15 protein-coding genes are annotated in these 18663 nt (G+C 38.3%); 2 read left to right on the forward strand and 13 right to left on the reverse strand.

Annotation, left to right across the window (positions count from 1 at the left end; all coding sequences use genetic code 11):
* The 6 genes from ACINWC743_RS04375 to ACINWC743_RS04400 all read right to left on the reverse strand — a co-directional run.
* On the reverse strand, nucleotides 1-2235 hold a 2235-nt coding region (locus ACINWC743_RS04375), incomplete at its 3' end, for a SwmB domain-containing protein (protein ID WP_009584528.1).
* 571 nt (nucleotides 2236-2806) lie between these two features.
* A complete protein-coding gene (gene lptB, locus ACINWC743_RS04380) occupies nucleotides 2807-3550 on the reverse strand; it encodes an LPS export ABC transporter ATP-binding protein (protein WP_004824561.1) in 744 nt (247 codons plus the stop codon).
* Complete coding sequence (gene lptA / locus ACINWC743_RS04385) at nucleotides 3550-4116, reverse strand: lipopolysaccharide transport periplasmic protein LptA (RefSeq protein ID WP_004824563.1); 567 nt, start codon at nucleotides 4114-4116, stop codon at nucleotides 3550-3552. The genes lptB and lptA overlap by 1 nt, the downstream gene beginning before the upstream one ends.
* Nucleotides 4103-4648, reverse strand: a complete 546-nt coding sequence (lptC, locus tag ACINWC743_RS04390) for an LPS export ABC transporter periplasmic protein LptC (RefSeq protein ID WP_004824565.1) — start codon at nucleotides 4646-4648, stop codon at nucleotides 4103-4105. The genes lptA and lptC overlap by 14 nt, the downstream gene beginning before the upstream one ends.
* A 39-nt stretch (nucleotides 4649-4687) precedes the next feature.
* Nucleotides 4688-5227, reverse strand: coding sequence for a KdsC family phosphatase (locus ACINWC743_RS04395; protein WP_004824568.1), 540 nt, complete (start codon nucleotides 5225-5227; stop codon nucleotides 4688-4690).
* A 3-nt stretch (nucleotides 5228-5230) separates the two neighbouring features.
* Nucleotides 5231-6223 (reverse strand): KpsF/GutQ family sugar-phosphate isomerase, encoded by a 993-nt coding sequence (locus tag ACINWC743_RS04400; protein ID WP_009584531.1) that lies wholly within the window; start codon nucleotides 6221-6223, stop codon nucleotides 5231-5233.
* Between the two features lie 196 nt (nucleotides 6224-6419).
* Between ACINWC743_RS04400 and cysS the strand changes: the two genes are divergently transcribed.
* Complete coding sequence (gene cysS / locus ACINWC743_RS04405; RefSeq protein WP_009584517.1) at nucleotides 6420-7841, forward strand: cysteine--tRNA ligase; 1422 nt, start codon at nucleotides 6420-6422, stop codon at nucleotides 7839-7841.
* Nucleotides 7842-7908: 67 nt separating this feature from the next.
* On the opposite strand, the gene ACINWC743_RS04410 is transcribed toward cysS, so the two are convergent.
* The 3 genes from ACINWC743_RS04410 to ACINWC743_RS04420 form a co-directional block, all read right to left on the reverse strand.
* On the reverse strand, nucleotides 7909-9408 hold the full coding sequence (locus tag ACINWC743_RS04410) for a succinate CoA transferase (protein ID WP_009584536.1): 1500 nt from the start codon (nucleotides 9406-9408) through the stop codon (nucleotides 7909-7911).
* 105 nt (nucleotides 9409-9513) lie between these two features.
* Nucleotides 9514-10689, reverse strand: coding sequence for a thiolase family protein (locus ACINWC743_RS04415; RefSeq protein ID WP_171064864.1), 1176 nt, complete (start codon nucleotides 10687-10689; stop codon nucleotides 9514-9516).
* Between the two features lie 83 nt (nucleotides 10690-10772).
* Nucleotides 10773-12554: an acyl-CoA dehydrogenase C-terminal domain-containing protein gene (locus tag ACINWC743_RS04420; protein WP_009584516.1), complete on the reverse strand. Its 1782-nt coding sequence runs from the start codon at nucleotides 12552-12554 to the stop codon at nucleotides 10773-10775.
* A 493-nt stretch (nucleotides 12555-13047) separates the two neighbouring features.
* On the opposite strand from ACINWC743_RS04420, the gene ACINWC743_RS04425 reads away from it, so the two are divergent.
* Nucleotides 13048-13668, forward strand: a complete 621-nt coding sequence (locus ACINWC743_RS04425; protein WP_004824579.1) for a TetR/AcrR family transcriptional regulator — start codon at nucleotides 13048-13050, stop codon at nucleotides 13666-13668.
* A 52-nt stretch (nucleotides 13669-13720) separates the two neighbouring features.
* Here ACINWC743_RS04425 and ACINWC743_RS04430 read toward each other — a convergent pair whose 3' ends face one another.
* The 4 genes from ACINWC743_RS04430 to ACINWC743_RS04445 form a co-directional block, all read right to left on the reverse strand.
* Nucleotides 13721-14671 carry a LysR substrate-binding domain-containing protein gene (locus ACINWC743_RS04430; RefSeq protein ID WP_005032325.1) on the reverse strand — a complete coding sequence of 317 codons (951 nt, stop codon included), beginning with the start codon at nucleotides 14669-14671 and terminating at the stop codon, nucleotides 13721-13723.
* A 138-nt stretch (nucleotides 14672-14809) separates the two neighbouring features.
* Nucleotides 14810-15637 carry an SDR family oxidoreductase gene (locus ACINWC743_RS04435; protein ID WP_009584535.1) on the reverse strand — a complete coding sequence of 276 codons (828 nt, stop codon included), beginning with the start codon at nucleotides 15635-15637 and terminating at the stop codon, nucleotides 14810-14812.
* A 355-nt stretch (nucleotides 15638-15992) separates the two neighbouring features.
* A complete protein-coding gene (locus ACINWC743_RS04440; protein ID WP_009584509.1) occupies nucleotides 15993-17249 on the reverse strand; it encodes an acyl-CoA dehydrogenase family protein in 1257 nt (418 codons plus the stop codon).
* A gap of 32 nt (nucleotides 17250-17281) precedes the next feature.
* A complete protein-coding gene (locus ACINWC743_RS04445; RefSeq protein WP_009584527.1) occupies nucleotides 17282-18532 on the reverse strand; it encodes an SfnB family sulfur acquisition oxidoreductase in 1251 nt (416 codons plus the stop codon).
* Nucleotides 18533-18663: the final 131 nt, after the last annotated feature.

Here is an 18663-nt window from a genome sequence, read left to right on the forward strand (position 1 = left end):
ATCCGCAGTCACTGCGAAGTCGCCTGCAACTGGTGGATTTAATGGATCAAGCGCTTCACTGTAGTTCAGCGTTAAGGTCGTACCCAATGGATCAACTGTCGCATTGACAAAGGTTGGTGCTGTGGTATCTCCACCTGGAACCGTCGAATCGTTGTTGACTGGTGTTGCAGGTAAGCTCGCTGCATCATTGCCTGCTGCATCCTGAATTGCATTGACATCATTGCCTGCCGTTGGATCGGTATAACCCACTTCAACCGCTTGACCTGCTGTCACTGGTGTACCTAAAGTAAGCACAACAGTTGAACCATTCACACTCACACCAGTCACTGCAACAATCTGACCATCTGCTGTTACAGCAAAGCTGTTGATCAAAGGTAAATTAGCACTATCCAGATCTTTATTATAAGTTAAAACTAATTGAGTTCCTGTATTGTCCACTGTAGCACTAACAAAAATAGGGGGTGTAGTGTCTGTACCTGGAACTGTCGAATCATTGGTCACTGTTGTTGCAGGTAAGCTCGCTGCATCATTGCCAGCTACATCTTGAATCGCGTTGGTATCATTGGCTGTCGTTGGATCGGTATAAGCTATTTGAACACTTTGCCCTGTTGTAATTGGTGGAGCTAAAGTCAATATAACGTTATTGCCATTAATTGATACGCCAGTAACAGTTACGGATTGCCCCCCCGCAGTTACAACAAAACTATCTGGTGTTGGTAAATTTGTTGAATCAAGAGCTTCACTATAGGTCAGCGTTAACTGTGTCCCACTATTATCAACATTTGCAGATTCAAATTGCGGGTTTGTTACATCCCCAGCAGTAATATCAATGGCTTTAGGATTACCTCCTCCATCTGTTACTGTGACTGTAACCTTTTCACCATCAGCCAATGGACGAGTCAGTTGAATATCATCAACCACGTTATTCCCAGTGATCGTGCCTGTACCAATCACATTACCGTTGCTGTCGGTAATTTTTACTTGCCCTGGTTCATTTGAGGTAACTTCGATATGCGTTGCATCTTGAACCGTAGAAGTGATGATTGGCGCGGTTACATCCCCAGCTGTGATTTCAATCGTTTTTGGATTACCTCCTCCATCTGTCACTGTCACTGTGACCTTTTCACCATCAGCCAATGGACGAGTCAGTTGAATATCATCAACCACGTTATTCCCAGTGATCGTGCCCGTACCAATCACATTGCCATTGCTGTCGGTAATTTTTACTTGCCCTGGTTCATTTGAGGTAACTTCTATATGAGTTGCGTCTTTAATATTTGATTCAATAATTGGTGGTGTTACATCTCCTACCGTTATTACTTTTTCTGTTTGATTACCTGAAGTATCAATAACATCTACAATAATTTTGCTGCCATCAGTTAATGTAGTATTTAAATCAACATTTAGCTCCCCATTAGAACCTATTACTCCCTCTCCAATTGTTTGACCAGCTTCATTTTTTATAATAACTTTGCTACCTGGTTCATTTGAAACAATATGAACAGTGTTATTATCAACAATATTTACTTCAACTTCTGGTTTTGTAACATCCCCAACATTTATTGTTTCTGTTGTTTTATTTCCAGCATTATCAATTGCTGTAATTGTAATTTTTTCATTATCGACCAATGGTCTTGTCAAAGTAATATCCAGCGAACCCGCCTGATTTAATTGACCACTACCAATTGTTTTTCCAGTAGAATCAACTATGGTTATCTTACTTGCTTCATCCGCAGTTATTTTAATTTTTTGATTATCTAAAATCTGATGTGTTATTTTAGGAGCAGTCTTATCACCATTTCCAGAATGATTTGAACTTCCACCACTACTTCCTGCAGCTGCGGCTATGCCTATAATTCCTGCTGCACCTGCAACCCATGCCCATACTGGTACTGCTGCATGCTCACCAACCAAATATTCATGAAAATCATTAATACCCAGATAATCAATTTTAGTCACAGTGCCATTTGCATCAAATTCAAGGAATTCAAGTAAATAATGTTTTCCATCTGAAGTTTCTATAGTAAATTCTTTTGGTTTTTCTCCAATAAAAAAGTCTTCAATAACAACTTTTTCTCCGCTTTGTAAATACACCTCCAGATTATTATTAACTTTAACAATTTTGGCTATTTCAGCACTATCTAAATTGACTTTATAAACAGCGTGATGTTTATTCACTAAATCCTGAGTCAGAATTTTAGCCGTTCCTTTTTCATAAATTGTGATGTTTTTCATAATAGTTCTTCCGTCTTATAATTCACTCTTATGCAAAAAAGATAAATAAGTGCGACAAAATTCACAAGTGTATAGTTTTAATAATAAAAATGAATAACATTATAAAAAATATTAGTTGTCTATAATAACTAATATATTTAAAAGAATTTCGTGATGTGCTTATCATTTATTTATTTTTATTCAATATTTTTAGACTGTCTATACGCAATTAAATTTAATTATCGTTTTATATTCATCATTTGCTGTTGCTTTCATCATTTTTACAAATTTATTAATCTTTTATTAATAATCTTATATTCTGATAAAAACCATCTACAGCGTAAGCTGATTAACCATGATTTTTATAGACAAGTGATTTCCATTTAAAATTTACGGGTATTATTGAAACTTAAAAATTATTGATAAATTAAATTTTATATAAAAAATGTAATTTTTTTTATCAATGTAAATAATATTGCAAAAAAAACATATTATGCAAATTTAATAAATTAAGAATTTATTTTTATTTAACCAATAGTTTGTATTAAAAAAAAAAATGGAGTATAAAACTCCATTCTTTTAATAATATTAATTAAACAGTAAAATCATCACCCAAATAAACTTGACGTACTGTTTCATTTGCCAATACTTCTTCAGGAGTGCCTTCTGCAATGACTGCTCCCTCACTCACAATATAAGCATGCTCACAAATTGCTAAAGTTTCACGAACGTTGTGATCTGTTATCAAAACACCAATACCGCGATCTTTCAACTGCCGAATAATATCTTTAATATCTCCAACAGAAATTGGATCTACCCCTGCAAAAGGCTCATCCAATAGCATAAACTTGGGATCTGCTGCCAAAGCTCTTGCGATCTCAGCACGGCGACGTTCCCCCCCCGAAACACTCATGCCTAATGAATCTTTGATGTGGGTAATTTTAAAGTCTTCCAACAATTCTTTTAGACGTTGTTGTCGCTGTTGTTTATTGAGATCTTTTCGAGTCTCAAGAATTGCCATAATATTATCAGCGATCGTGAGCTTTCTAAAAATAGAAGCTTCCTGTGGCAGATAACCAATTCCTTTACGTGCACGTTGATGCATGGCTAAGTCGGAAATATCTTCATTATCTAAATGAATTTCGCCTTTATCCATACGAACCAAACCAACAACCATATAGAAGCTTGTTGTTTTACCAGCACCATTTGGACCAAGCAATCCGACTATTTGCCCGCTTTGCATACTAAAAGAAACATCTTTTACCACCCAGCGTTTACTATAAACTTTGGCTAAGTGTTTAATACACAGTGTTTGGCTTTGATTCGAAGCTGTCATTAATCACGTGCTCCAGGGAAAGACTTAGCACTGTTTGGTGGAATAATAATTTGCACACGTCCTTTAGATGAACCTGTTGTATTCGATGAACCCGAAGCTTCAACATCACCTTTGTTCATACTATATTTTAAAGTGCTGCTTCGGATACTTGCTCCATCTTGGTATAGATAAGCATTTCCAATCAGGTTGATAATACCAGTCTCAGCATTGTAAACAATTTTTTGTGCTTCACCGCGCGCCACGCCTTTTGCACTGTCTACCTGCTGTTGAAATTTTGCTGGTCCACCTGTCGCAGTAATAGTGCTAATTTGTTTACTTTTATTCAATTGAGCAACAATTGAAGACGCTTGTAGCTTCATTGTACCTTGTTCAATAATGACATTGCCGGTATAGGTTGTCACACCTGTCGCTTCACTATACGTTGCTTTATCAGCAACAAGTGAAATAGGCTGATTACGGTCTGATGGTAATGCAAATGCCGTTGCTGACAAGCTCAACATACTGATCGTACAGATCGCTTTTCTCAGGAAAGATTGTTTCAGTGAAAAGATCTTAATTAGGTACATACTTTCCTCGAATATTTGCAAATTCATATTGACCTTGGTTTAAATCAGCTTTTAAACCCTGACTAATAAATTCTGCATCAGGTGCATTGACAGTAACTTGGTGAGTTGTTTCGAACTGACGAGTTTTAGGATAGCCTGTTAATTCATCTGTTTGAAATTCCATCGTCCCACGTTCACCAAGTTTAGTTGCTTTAACCTGTCCAGATAAAACAACCTTCTCATTGTCATTAAATCCTCTAGCTTCTTTGGCAAAAAAAGTTGAATCAACTTGATTTTGATTAAACATTGAAGCATTGAGATTGCTGAGTTTAGACGTTTTTCTTTGTAAATCTTGTTCTAGATGATCAACTTGAGCACGAACATAAAGATTGCCCTTTTCATCGGTCTGGACCAACTGAATACCTTCAGCAGAATAGGTCATGCTTTGTGCTGAATTTCCATCCAGCTTTTTACCTTTCCCGCTGTAATAGTAATAGCCACCACTAATTGCCGCAATGACAACAGCGGTCACATATAGAACCTTAGTATCCATAAATTATATTCAACATTTGATCAATCTGAATTTAAGCTATTAATGCGGTATAGCTGTATATTTTTCAAGTAGTTCTTGGTAAGTGCCTTTAGCCATCAGCAACATATCGCAAACTTCCCGTACCGCCCCACGTCCACCCATTGCTTGTGTGACTAAATCTGCTCGACGGCGAACTTCAACATGACCATTAGGTACTGTAACTTTCATTCCAGCCAGTGCAAATGCTGAAAGATCAGGCCAGTCATCGCCCATGTATAAACAATCTTCAGGATCTAAATTAAGTTGTGCACATGCTTCTCTAAGCGCAACACCCTTATCTTCTCGACCTTGGAAAATCAAATCGACACCGAGATCAGACATACGTTTTTCTACGATGTGACTTTTACGTCCAGTAATGATAATGACTTTAATCCCAGATTTTTGGACCAATTTCATGCCCAATCCATCACGAATATCAAATGATTTGATTTCGTCTCCAGAATTGGTCAAAGTCACAAAACCATCACTCAAAATTCCATCTACATCTAAAACCAATGCTTCAATATGACGCGCTTGTTCTAATAAAACATAAGAAGCCATTGATTAATTTACTCCAGCTTGAATCAAATCATGCATACTAATAACACCAATCACTTTATGATGCTCATCGACAACCACAAATTGACTAATTTTCTTTTCATTCATTTTTTCCAAAGCTTCCACAGCTCGTGCTTCTTTAGAAATCGTTGATGGGTTTTTAATCATCACCTCAGACACAGCTAAATTCACATCAAAACCTTGTTGCTTATCAATTAAACGACGCAAGTCACCATCTGTAAAAATACCCAATAAAGTGTCATTTTCATCGACAATCGTGGTTAAACCCAAACGTTTATTAGAAATTTCATACAGTACTTTATTCATAGGTGTATTGGGTAATACTTTGGGTAAGTCATTGCCTGTGTGCATTAAATGTTTCACATGCAATAACAGACGCTTACCTAACGCTCCAGCGGGATGAGACATCGCAAAATCATCCGCAGTAAAACCACGTGCATCTAACAATGCCACTGCTAAAGCATCACCTAATGCCAATGTTGCAGTTGTACTCGATGTCGGTGCTAAGCCCAATGGACAAGCTTCTTTAATATTTCCAAGTGTTAGCGCCACATCGGCATTTTGTGGCATCGGACCTTTATCATCACCACTGATGGTAATTAATGGAACTTCCAAATATTTAATGAGTGGCATCAGCATCATAATTTCATCACTCTTTCCAGAGTTTGAAATCGCAATCAGTACATCACCTTTAACCAACATGCCCAAATCACCATGACCAGCTTCGCCAGGATGCATAAAAAATGAAGGCGTTCCTGTAGAGGCAAAAGTTGCAGCCATTTTCCGTCCAATATGCCCTGATTTTCCCATCCCAGTAATCACTAGACGACCTTGGCATTGCAAAATAATTTCGCAGGCGCGGGTAAAACGCTCATCGATTTGGGTCGCTAAAATTTCTAAGGCATGCTCTTCAATGCGCAAGGTTTCAAGCGCAACTTTTTGAAAATCAACATGATTTGACTTATTTTCAGAATTCAAAATGGACTTACCTTAACTCTAGACGAGTTTTGAATATCAAACGGAATATTTTTGCTATTTTAGCATAGCAATACAATAGCCTGCTTTCCTAAATGTATAAATTTCATTTTCTTAGAAAATTAACGTATAAATCTTTATGAAATATGGAGCTTAGGTTAAGATAAATCACCCTTTTGTTGAAACATTTAGAAAACCTATGCAACCATTTGTTCTTTACAACTCTGAGCAACGTAAAAAAGTTGAATTTGTTCCCCGTAAAGAAGGACATATCGACATGTATGTGTGCGGTATGACAGTTTATGATTACTGTCATATTGGACATGCTCGAGTGATGGTTGCTTTTGACTACATCATTCGTTTTCTACGCAGCCAAGGCTGGAATGTAAAATATGTTCGAAATATCACCGATATTGATGACAAGATCATTGCACGTGCCAACGAGAATGGTGAAAGTATTACGGCATTAACAGACCGTTTTATTCAAGCGATGAATGAAGATGCAGAAAATCTGGGCTGTCTACATCCAGATGAAGCACCCCGTGCGACCGATTATATTGATCAGATGCAAAATATGATTGGTCATTTAGTCAATAAAGGTGCTGCTTACCCTTCTGCAAATGGTGATGTGTATTTTGAAGTTGAGAAATTTGCCAAATACGGTCGCCTTTCTGGACGTAAACTGGATGATATGCAAGCTGGCGCTTCTGAGCGTGTCGATGTAGACGTTGAGAAAAAACATCCATTCGATTTCGTGCTTTGGAAACATGCCAAAGAAAATGAACCTTCATGGGCTTCACCATGGGGTAATGGACGCCCTGGTTGGCATATTGAATGTTCAGCAATGTCGACCTGCTGCTTAGGCAATCATTTCGATATTCATGGTGGTGGTTCAGACCTTTTATTCCCACACCATGAAAATGAAATTGCACAATCAGAAGCTTCTACAGATGAACAATATGTGAATTACTGGATGCATGTTGGTTTTATCAATGTAGATGGTGAGAAAATGTCTAAATCATTAGGCAACTTCTTTACCATTCGTGATGTGATGGAGAAGTTCCACCCAGAAGTGATTCGCTATTTTATTGTCTCTTCACACTATCGCAGCCCGGTGAACTTTTCTGACTTTGCATTAAAAGAAGCAAAAACAACACTTTCTCGTTTCTATCATGCATTTAAGGCATATCAGCAAGTGTATGCTGATCTATCTACAGATGTACTTGATGAAACATTTGTGGAACGCTTTAATATCGCGATGCGGGATGATTTCAATACTTCAGAAGCAATTGCAGTATTGTTCGAAATCATTAAAGAACTGAATCGTGCAGTTAAAGAAGAAAATGCAGAGCAAGCAACGCTTTATTATTCGACTTTACGCCATTTGACCAATATTCTAGGTTTAGTTCAGTACAATGTTGATGAGTTTTTAAAGTCTGATATTGGGCAAGAAGCATTGGGCTTATCTGAAGCTGATATTACAGATTTTATCCAGCAACGTGTAGATGCCAAAAAAAATAAGGACTTTGCGCGTGCTGATGAAATTCGCCAGTCTTTACTTGCTCAAGGAGTGGTACTCGAAGATACTCGTCAAGGTACAATTTGGCGTCGCGCTGATTAATTCAGTCATGTAATATTTTCCAATAAAAAACCTGATTAAGATCAGGTTTTTTATTGGTTTTATGTTTTTAAGCAGATTTCATCGTTCCTGTTTCTTCAAACTGCGCATGCCAAGACAAAGCCTCACGTAAAAGATGTGGTGTTTGCCCACCTAATACACATGCCCGTTCAAAATAATCCGTCAATTCATTCCGATAAGATGGATGTGCACAGCATTGTATAATTTTAAGCGCACGCTCCCGAGGAGCTAACCCTCTTAAATCAGCCAATCCTTGTTCTGTCACTAAAACATCAATATCGTGTTCTGCGTGATCACAATGACTGACCATAGGTACAACTGAAGAAATTGCACCATCTTTGGCAATCGACTTGCTCACAAAAATAGCCAAATGGGCATGGCGAGTAAAGTCCCCTGATCCCCCAATACCATTCATCATTTTGCTACCTCCCACATGTGTTGAATTTACATTTCCATAAATATCAAACTCTAATGCGGTATTGATTGCAATGATTCCCAAGCGCCGAATGATTTCAGGATGATTCGACAGCTCCTGTGGACGTAACACGATTTTATCTTTATAGCGTTCAAAATTTGTCATCACATGCTTGGCACATTCATCAGACAAAGTCATTGAACAACCTGAAGCAAACTTCATTTTGCCAGAGTCAATTAATTCAAATGTACAATCTTGCAAAACTTCTGAATACATTTCTAAATCATGAAAGTTTGAATGTGCAAAACCAGCAAAAACAGCATTTGCAATTGAACCAACGCCAGACTGTAATGGACCTAAGTTTTCAGGTAAACGCCCAAGTGCTACTTCATTTTCAAAGAAGTGTATCAAGTGCTGTGCGATAGCAAGTGTTTCATCGTCTGCTTGATCCATCTTAAATGAAGTATCTGGAATATCATTCAAAACAATGGCTGAGATTTTACTAGGATCGATATGAATACCAAAAGTTCCAATGCGATCACTCACTTGAGTAAGAGGAATTGGATCGCGATAAGGTCGCTTCTTTGGAAGATAAATATCATGCACCCCTTCCAGTATCGGATGAATAGTTGTGTCAATTTCAACAATTACCTGATCTGCCATTTCAACAAAATTTGCTGCATTTCCACATGAACCTGTTGGAATGATTTGTCCATCTTCAGTAATCGCAGTGGCTGCAATAATCGCCACATTGGTTTTTGCTAAATTATGATGGCGAATATTATCTGCAACTTCAGATAGATGTTGATCAATATACATGACCTCGCCTGCATTAATTGCTTTACGTAAAATAGGATCAGCCTGATAAGGGTAGCGACGTGCCAAAGCATGCGCTTCAGTTAAGCGACCATCTATACGGTTACCTAAACTTGCACCAGTCGCCAAAGTAATTTTCAAAGGATGCAGTTGCGCATAATCTGCCAATGCTAAAGGGACTGCTTTTGCCTCGCCTGCACCGCCAAAACCACTTACACCGACCACTGAACCATCTTTGATTAAACTCACAGCCTGTTCAGCAGACATTATTTTACTGTGCAGGCAATTTAAGCGTACACGTTCCAAACCGTTAATCATTTAAATAAATCTCAAAAATATGAAAATAAAGCATGAAAGCGCCTCCCCCCCCTGCGAACAGGGATGGAAGAGATTTTGAATTATTCGTTTATGAAAGGGATAGGATTAAATTAATTCAATGGCAATTGCTGTAGCTTCACCACCACCAATACATAGTGCTGCAATACCTTTCTTACCACCAGTGCGTTTTAAAGCATGAATAAGCGTGACAATAATGCGTGAACCAGAAGAACCTAACGGATGCCCTAATGCACAAGCACCACCATGGATGTTGACTTTATTTGCATCCAGTTGGAAAGCATCTATCGCCAACATGGCAACCATTGCAAAAGCTTCATTCACTTCCCATAAATCAACATCTTCAACATTCCAGCCTGTTTTCTTTAATACTTTTTCAATCGCACCGACTGGTGCAATCGTAAATTCAGAGGGGTGCTGAGAATGTGTCGCATATGCTGATATTTGTGCCAGTGGCTTTAAACCACGTTGTTTGGCTTCTTCACTTGAGGTAATCACCAATGCCGAAGCACCATCAGAAATTGAACTTGAATTCGCAGCGGTAATGGTACCGTCTTTCTTAAATGCTGGACGTAAAGTTGGAATTTTATCTGCTTTGGCATTCAATGGCTGCTCATCTTGCTCAACCACAACTTCGCCTTTGCGAGATGATACTGTAACAGGCACAATTTCAGCTTTAAAATAACCATTATTAATCGCTGTTACCGCTTTATTCAAAGAACCAATTGCATACGCATCTTGCTGTTCACGTGTATAGCCCTTTTTATCTGCCATTTCTTGCGCAAGAATACCCATGGACAACCCTGTTTCAGCATCTTCCAAACCTTCCTGAAACATATGGTCAATGACCTTACCATGCCCCATTCGATAACCAGCACGTGCTTTTTCAAGCAAGTATGGTGCATTTGTCATAGACTCCATACCGCCCGCAACAACAATATTCGCCGAACCTGCCTGAATTGCATCAGCAGCTTGCATGACTGCTTTCATACCTGAGCCACAAATTTTATTGATCGTGGTTGCACCCGTTGAATCTGGCAATCCAGCTTGGCGCATGGCTTGACGTGCAGGACCCTGTTTTAGACCCGCAGGAAGCACACAACCATAAATCACTTCATCAATATCTGTAGGCTGTAAACCTGCACGAACAATTGCTTCTTTAATGGTAACTGCGCCTAAATCTGGGGCTGTACAAGATGATAAAGCACCTTGAAATCCTCCCATTGCTGTACGTACTGCTTCAACAATTACGATCATTTTTATCTCCCTGTCCATTGATTTTAAATCTTGTTTTAAACCACAAAGAAGTAAACAACCTTATGGTTTGCCATTGTCAATCTCAAATTTTAAGCCTGTGCTGTAAAATAATCTTCAGGCAGTTGCATAATGAGATCAGCACCAGCTTGGATACGCTGTATTCTTGTCGCTAAGTCTGGAAGCACTTTAGCAACATAATACTGTGCTAAGACCAATTTGTTTTGATAAAAAGTGTCTGATTTACTTTGAGCCGCTTGAGCTATTCGTGCAAACATATAAGTAAAGCTCAACAAGCCAACCACATGTAAATAATCTACGGCAACTGCACTCGGAAAATCTGGACTCACTTTTGACTGCTCAATAATTATTTTCGTGATTTCGTCGACTTGAGCACAGACATCCAATGTGACCGCCTTAATTGACATTGCGTCCTCCATACTATCGGCAAATTCACGTATTTCTGTCAGATAGTCTGCGATAAAGGCACCATTCGATTTAATTGTTTTTCGTCCAATTAGATCGAGTGCTTGAACACCATTGGTTCCTTCATAAATTTGGGAAATTCTCAAATCACGAATACATTGTTCCATTCCCCATTCACGAATATAACCATGCCCACCGAAGCACATTTGCGCTTCAAGTGCCGCATCCAGTGCCTTATCGGTCAGATATGCTTTTGCAATAGGTGTTAGCAATGCCACACGCTCATTGGCTTTTGTTATGCAATCAATGTCTGTTGAGAATTTGGTGATATCAAGTTGTTGTCCAACATACACAGCAAATGCACGTGATGCTTCATTATTGGCACGTGAGTTGAGCAACATACGGCGCACATCAGCATGAACCAGGATTGAGTCAGCAGGCTTATCTGGAGATTGTTGACCTGATGCAGGTCGCCCCTGCAAACGATCTGTGGCATATTGCGCTGCATTTTGATAAGCAAACTCTGACGCACCGATTCCCTGAATCCCCATAGAAAGGCGCTCATAATTCATCATAATAAACATGGCTGCTAAGCCTTCATTTTCTTTACCTACAAGATATCCTTGAGCAGCATCGAAATTCATGACACATGTTGCTGAGCCTTTAATTCCCATTTTATGTTCAATAGAACCTGCAGTAACCGTATTACGCTTACCCAATGAACCATCTTGATTGATAAGAAATTTCGGTACGATAAATAAAGAAATACCTCGGGAACCTGCTGGAGCATGCGGCGTTTTGGCTAATACAAGATGAATAATATTCTCACTGAGATCATGCTCTCCACTGGTAATGAATATTTTTGTTCCTGAAATATTGTATGAACCATCATTATTAGGTACTGCCTTTGTTTTGATAATCCCTAAATCAGTACCTGCATGGGGTTCTGTTAGACACATGGTCCCTGACCATTCCCCGGTATAAAATTTTGGTAAGTAAGTGGCTTTTTGTTCTTCTGATGCTGCTTGATCAATTGCCATCCCTGCACCCACAGTCAACAGTGGGTACAACATAAATGAAGGATTGCAACTCCAAATCATCTCATCTGCAAGCACGGTCAGCATTTTAGGCATGCCTTGACCACCCCATGCTTCATTGGCACCTAAACCAATCCAACCGCCTTGGGCAAACTGTTGAAAAGCTTCTTTAAAACCACGTGGAGTTTTAACTTCACCTTGGTTAAATTCAGCACCGCCTTCTTCATCCGCACTACGATTTAAATCCAGAATGACATTTTTAGAAAATTTTGCCATTTCTTCTAATATTGCATTGGCAGTTGCCATGTCCAAATGCGCTAAATTCTCGTTCTCTTGCCAGAACGTTTCAGCCTTAAACACATCTTGAAGAATAAATTGCATATCTTTCAGTGGTGCATTGTAAATTGGCATGATTGCTTTCCTTGTGACATGACTTTTCAGTTGCGACTAAAGCCGTGTATAAATCTTTTTGCATTAAAAAAAACAAACACCTCATTCATCAACCTTGCTATTTTATATATAAAACATATATAAATTTACAAAGATTGATCAACATTAGAAGTTTACTTTCTTTAAACACCCCTTAGCTAAAGCCTTATATAATTTGTAAAAATAAAGAAATTACAAGTTTTTTAAGACAAAATTAAGTCAAAAAACAATAATCCAATTCTTAAAATAATGGAAACATATTTACATAATTTGACCTCATAGGTTCAATTTTATTGACTTTAAAAAAGAAAATTCTTTATCTTTTGCCAATTGATAAATCAATGATTTTTGACTTGGAATCTCAGGGTTCTTTTGAAATATTTTCTTGAAAATGACGACTATAGTTTTATTGAATAACTCAAATAGCTGATATACTCTGATTCTAGTTCTTCATCAGTGGTTTTGGATTAATAGAATGAGTTCAGTGCGCCAACAAAATTTTCTTCTCCGTAAAGAGAAAATTTTAGCAATGGCAGAAACCTTATTGCTTGATAATAATCAGGATATTACTTTAAGTGAGCTTGCCGCAGAACTTGATATTGCTAAAGGCACGATTTACAAGCACTTTAAAAGTAAAAATCAACTCTACCTTGAACTGATTATCTTAAATGAAAAAAGACTCTTAGATATTTCCAAAGCCTACCATCACGACATTAAAATTTATGTCTCTCAATATATGCTGTATAACATGCTGAATTCGAATCGTACGATTCTATTACATGTGATCGAAGAGCGCTTAACCAACAATGAACGCAAGCTCAAAGATTTATTTGAAGAACTTTATTCAATCCGTGAGCAACGAATTTTAGAGATTAAAGACCTCTTTGGAGCACATCTCAAATCATTAAACAGCATTATGTCGATCCGTGATTATCTGTCTTATATTTGGACAGTCACCTATGGCGCATCCCTACTGTTAAATTCAACCCATTATCAAAAGTCAATTGGCTCTCGTGAACGCTTGATTAAACTTTACGTCAATCAAGCCCTGATGACACCTGATAAATTAACTGATTCAGAAACCTCAAATGACTGATATTCATTGTTTTCTGATCAGATTCACTGTTTAGTTAAGACATTATGATTTGCTATATATCTAATTCGTTTTGAGGACTGAGTAACTGACTAGGTAATGGCATGGAATTTACTTGACTAAAAATTTCATAACACATATGTCTGAGCCACTGATGGCTGGTTTTATGGTGACAGGACATATGCCAATACTGTTTAATCGAATAGGTCGGAAACGAGATAGGTGCAGGAAAAATCTGTAAATTTCCTCGAGACAACAAAACTTCGCTCAAATAATACGGAACGGTTGCAATCGAGTCAGTATCTTGTACCACCAAGCCCACACCGAGATAACTTGGAATGCGCATCAACACATTGCGTTTTAAATCCAAATTCAATAGCTCATTGGCAATGTGATAATGCCCTACTCCTGCATCAATATCGATGTGAGATTCACTCAAATACTGTTCAACAGTCATACTTTGTTGATTTAAACGTGGATGATCTTTTGAAGCAATCACCACATAGAACTGTTCAAATAATTTTTGTTGATAGAATCCATTTTCCAATTGCGGTAAAAAGCCAATGGCTAAATCAATTTCTCCATTTGCCATTTGATAGCTGGTTTCAGAAGTAATGGCACGAACATTTAATTTAACATGAGGTGCATGTTGTTTGAGGTATTGAGAAATCTTTGGAAGCAAAACCAAATGTGAAACATCCGTCATAGCAACAGTAAACTGTTGATGCGATGCTGTTTCGTCAAAGTTCACACTAAAGTTATTGATAATTTCAACTTTGCTCAGAGCCTCGCTCACCAGAGGATAAAGCTGTTTCGACAATTCAGTAGGCACCATTTCATTACCAATCCGTAAAAATAACGGATCGTTATAGTGAGCACGGATTTTGTTCAGAATATTGCTTACTGTAGGTTGGCTCATTGCTAAATGGTCTGCAGCAACAGACACACTTTTAAATTTGTAGATATAGTAAAAAATACTGAGCAACTTACAATCTAACTCAAACACGAAATTACAACTCTCACATTTTTTGTATTCGGTGCTATATCTTCTGCTTTTTTATAAAAATTTCCAATGTTTTAATGTACCGATTTTAAACAATCAGACCAGTGATGAAAAATAGGTACATTTGACTTGTATTCATTTCTATTCTTTTACAAATAAATCAACCATTAATTCATCGTCTGAATCTGTATAACGATATTCAGAAAAATCTGAGATGCCTGATTCTCGAAGAATATCTTCATCAATCAACAATCGCCCAGTCAATGCACGTTGTTGGCTATTCAATATATGATAAGCAGCATCCGCCATGATATTTGGTTTACGTGCCTTACTGAACAACGCCTTACCACCTAAAGAAAACTCAATTGCAGCAGTTGCAATGATCGTTCTTGGCCAAAGTGAATTTACACTGATTCCATAGCTAGCAAACTCTTGATTCATCCCCAAAGTCAACATACTCATACCATATTTAGTAATGGTATATGGTGCATAACTAGCAAACCATTTCTCATCTAGATTCAAGGGCGGAGAAAGATTGAGGATATGCGGATTATCGCTATTTTTTAAATAAGGTAAAGCAGCTTGGCTACATACCATCACCGCACGTGTATTGATTTGATACATCAAATCAAAACGATTTGGGTCAAGTAGTTCAACACCAGATAATTTAATTGCACCCGCATTATTGATTAAAATATCAATCCCACCAAATTGCGCGACGGCTTGCTGCATGGCTGCTGCCACAGCAATTTGATCTCTCACATCCAATTGAATTGCCAACGCCTTCCCACCTGCTGCTTCAACCTCTTTCGCAACAGTAAAAATCGAACCGCCCAATTTTGGATGTTCTTCTGCAGATTTTGCAGCAATCACGATATTCGCGCCATCTTGAGCAGCTTTTAGTGCGATTTCACGCCCTATTCCACGACTTGCACCCGTGATAAAAAGTGTTTTTCCTTGAAGTGACATAACATCCTCTTTGTATTTGTTTTACGGTTAGATCTGTTGACACTTCATAGATGCTGGAGAGATTCGACATTTTTAACCGACACAAGGCTTTTGAAACTCAATCGTTCTAAATCAACAAGAACTAAAGCTCGAGCAACAAAATATTCACGTCCCATGAGGTTATGATTAAAACTACAACAAACAATGCAATCCATGGTTGAGATGTCAACAAACTCTAATCTACTAAATTTTATTTTATTCTTATAGTATTAAAACTTCCAATTTATGTACTCACTAGTACATTAATTATTTTAATTTTATCTCGCCCAAAAAAAAGCTTGCATATGCAAGCTTTTGATATATTCCCATGAAAAATTTAAGCTGCCCCAACCTTTGGACTCGCGCCAATCTGCCATACAAAAGGTAAAGGCTCATGATTCACTTCCCAGTCTCCAATCACTTTTTCCTTATAAACTAAAGGATTATGTGAAGACACGACTCGTGCATTTCGCCAAAAGCGATCAAGCTGCTTAGATGTTGTACTGGCTGATGCACCCAATGCATTAAACAATTGACTGGTTAGCTCCAACACCAACGCAGAGATCACCACTTGACCTTGTGCCGACTCAAGTTCAGCATCATTATTCGCCTGAATATTTTTGATCTCAGACTCTCCAAAATGGCTAAGATACGCTTGTTGTAAAGCTTCTGCTGTTCGTAAGGTAATCGTTTCGCTGGCATAAGCTTGTGCAGATGCTTTACCGATCACTTGTAAAATTTGTGGATCATTACGAACCAGATCTGCATTGCCATGACTAAAGATACGATCACGCTTTTGTACTTCATGAATAAATGTTGCAACAGCTGATTGAGCAATACCCGACAAGGTCGCCAAATGAATGACTTGATAAAATGCTGTTTGGTATTTAAATCGTTGTTCAAAAGGCAATATATGATCACGCTCAATTGCAACATCAGTTAAGCTTAACGTACCACTACCCGTCGTCTTTTGTCCAAAACCATCCCAATCGTCCAATACCTGCACACCTGAAGCATGGCGCGAAATAGCAGCAATCACATGTTGATCTGTTGTTTCATCATAGGCGAATAAGTCTACCCAATCGGCAAAAATAGTGCCTGTTGAATAATATTTTTTCCCATTGACCAACAGTTGATTATTTTTTTGTTTTACCCTAGTGATCACATCCCCAATTTTGACTTGACCAATTTCAGTCCAAGCATTCCCCACCAGATCACCTTGAACAAAACGTTTAAACCACAGCGCTTGATCAGCAACTTTATGCGCGTTTAAACGATCTTCGACAAAGGCAAAATGCCCCCGTAATGCCTGCACGATATTAGAATCTGCTTTGGCAAGTTCGATAAGTAACTGGAACAATTGAGGTAGAGAAACACCATCGCCACCAAACTTCACAGGAACACGAAGTGCCCCAAAACCCGCTTGTTTTAACCAGTTGATTTGTTCATATGGCAATGAACGTTGCTGTTCACGCGCGAGAGTTCCTTCGGCGATTTTTTCGAAAATTGGACGATACTTTGCTGCGACTTTTTCATAATTGGCTGTGATTGATAAAGCATCATTAATATTGGTTTGAATATTTTGTTCACTCATACTGGCTCTCCATTATCCTATTCTTATCACTCTTAGCTCCACGCATGGCGTGGCAAGTGGATGTTATTTAAATAATAATTACCAACCAAGTTAAACTTCCAACGCACTGGGTCGTGTAGAGTATGGGTACGTGCGTTGCGCCAATGACGATCTAAATTCAACTCAGATAAAGTTGAACGAGTACCAGATAACTCAAACAATTTATTGGATGCCAAAATTGCAATTTCAGTAGTTAGCACTTTAGCCTCGGCGACCAACAATGTCGCTTCATTGGCGTGCTCTTCTGAAGGTTGAGCAATTGCTAAATCAATTGCATCACCTGCCAAGTCTAAAACGGCTTCAGCTGCTCTTAATTTAATTTTTAATTCACCAATATTGGCGATGGTATAAGGATCATCGGATGCTTTTTCCAAACCAGAGTCTACCCAAGGACGGGAATGCAATTTGACATATTGAATGGTTTCTTCAATCGCACCACGTGCAATTCCTGCATCGACGGCAGCTTGAATAAACTGAGAAATTGCTCCAGCCACTGTTGGTTTTTCAAATGCTTTATAGATCGGCACAATATATTGGGCATCCACTTGTACTTGTTTCAATACCACTGTGCCACTTGCTGTGGTACGTTGTCCAAAACCGGACCAATCATTAATCACCTCTAGTCCAGCTGTGGTTCGAGGTGTTAAAGCTACGACCGGCAAACCTTCTTCATTGACCGCAACTACAGGGACCCAATGCGCCAATAATGCACCCGTGGCAAAAAATTTTTGCCCGTTGATTTCATAGCCTTGTGCTGTTTGATGAATTCTCGTTTCCAAATCAGCCACTGTTTTGCTGCCTTTTTCTGAAAAGGCATTTCCTAAACGACGCCCTTTTAATATCTCTCCAAAGAAAAACTTTTGCTGTTCTGGACTTGCATCCAAACGTAAATGTTCAATGAATGCCCAATGGTTTTGTGCAATTTGCCCCAAGGATGGATCAACACTTGAAATCGTTTTGACCACTTCTGCTAAAGTTCGATATTTGACTTCAGCGCCACCAAAAGCTTTAGGAATATTGATTCCCCACAAACCACTTTGTGAATACTGTTGTATTTCAGCAAGAGGGAGACGGCGCTCATAATCACGTTGTGAAGCTTCTTTGGCAAACTCTTTCGCCAAAGCTTGAGCCACTTGAACAGCTTCTGCATCCGATCGAATCACATGTGCATCTTGATTAACTTCAAAAAAATGTAAAGGCACAGCCGTCTGAGAAGAAAAATTTTCTTGGTTTAAATCAGTCATTGTTATCACTCTTTAAAATAAGCATGCAGTTAAACTAGCATTATTTTTTTAGCTCATTTATATCAATAAATGCATTCATTATTCAAAACAAAATCATATGTTTATCATTAAAATTCATAATTAAGAAAATC

The organism is Acinetobacter sp. WC-743 (genome assembly GCF_000335555.1).
GTDB lineage: Bacteria > Pseudomonadota > Gammaproteobacteria > Pseudomonadales > Moraxellaceae > Acinetobacter > Acinetobacter bereziniae.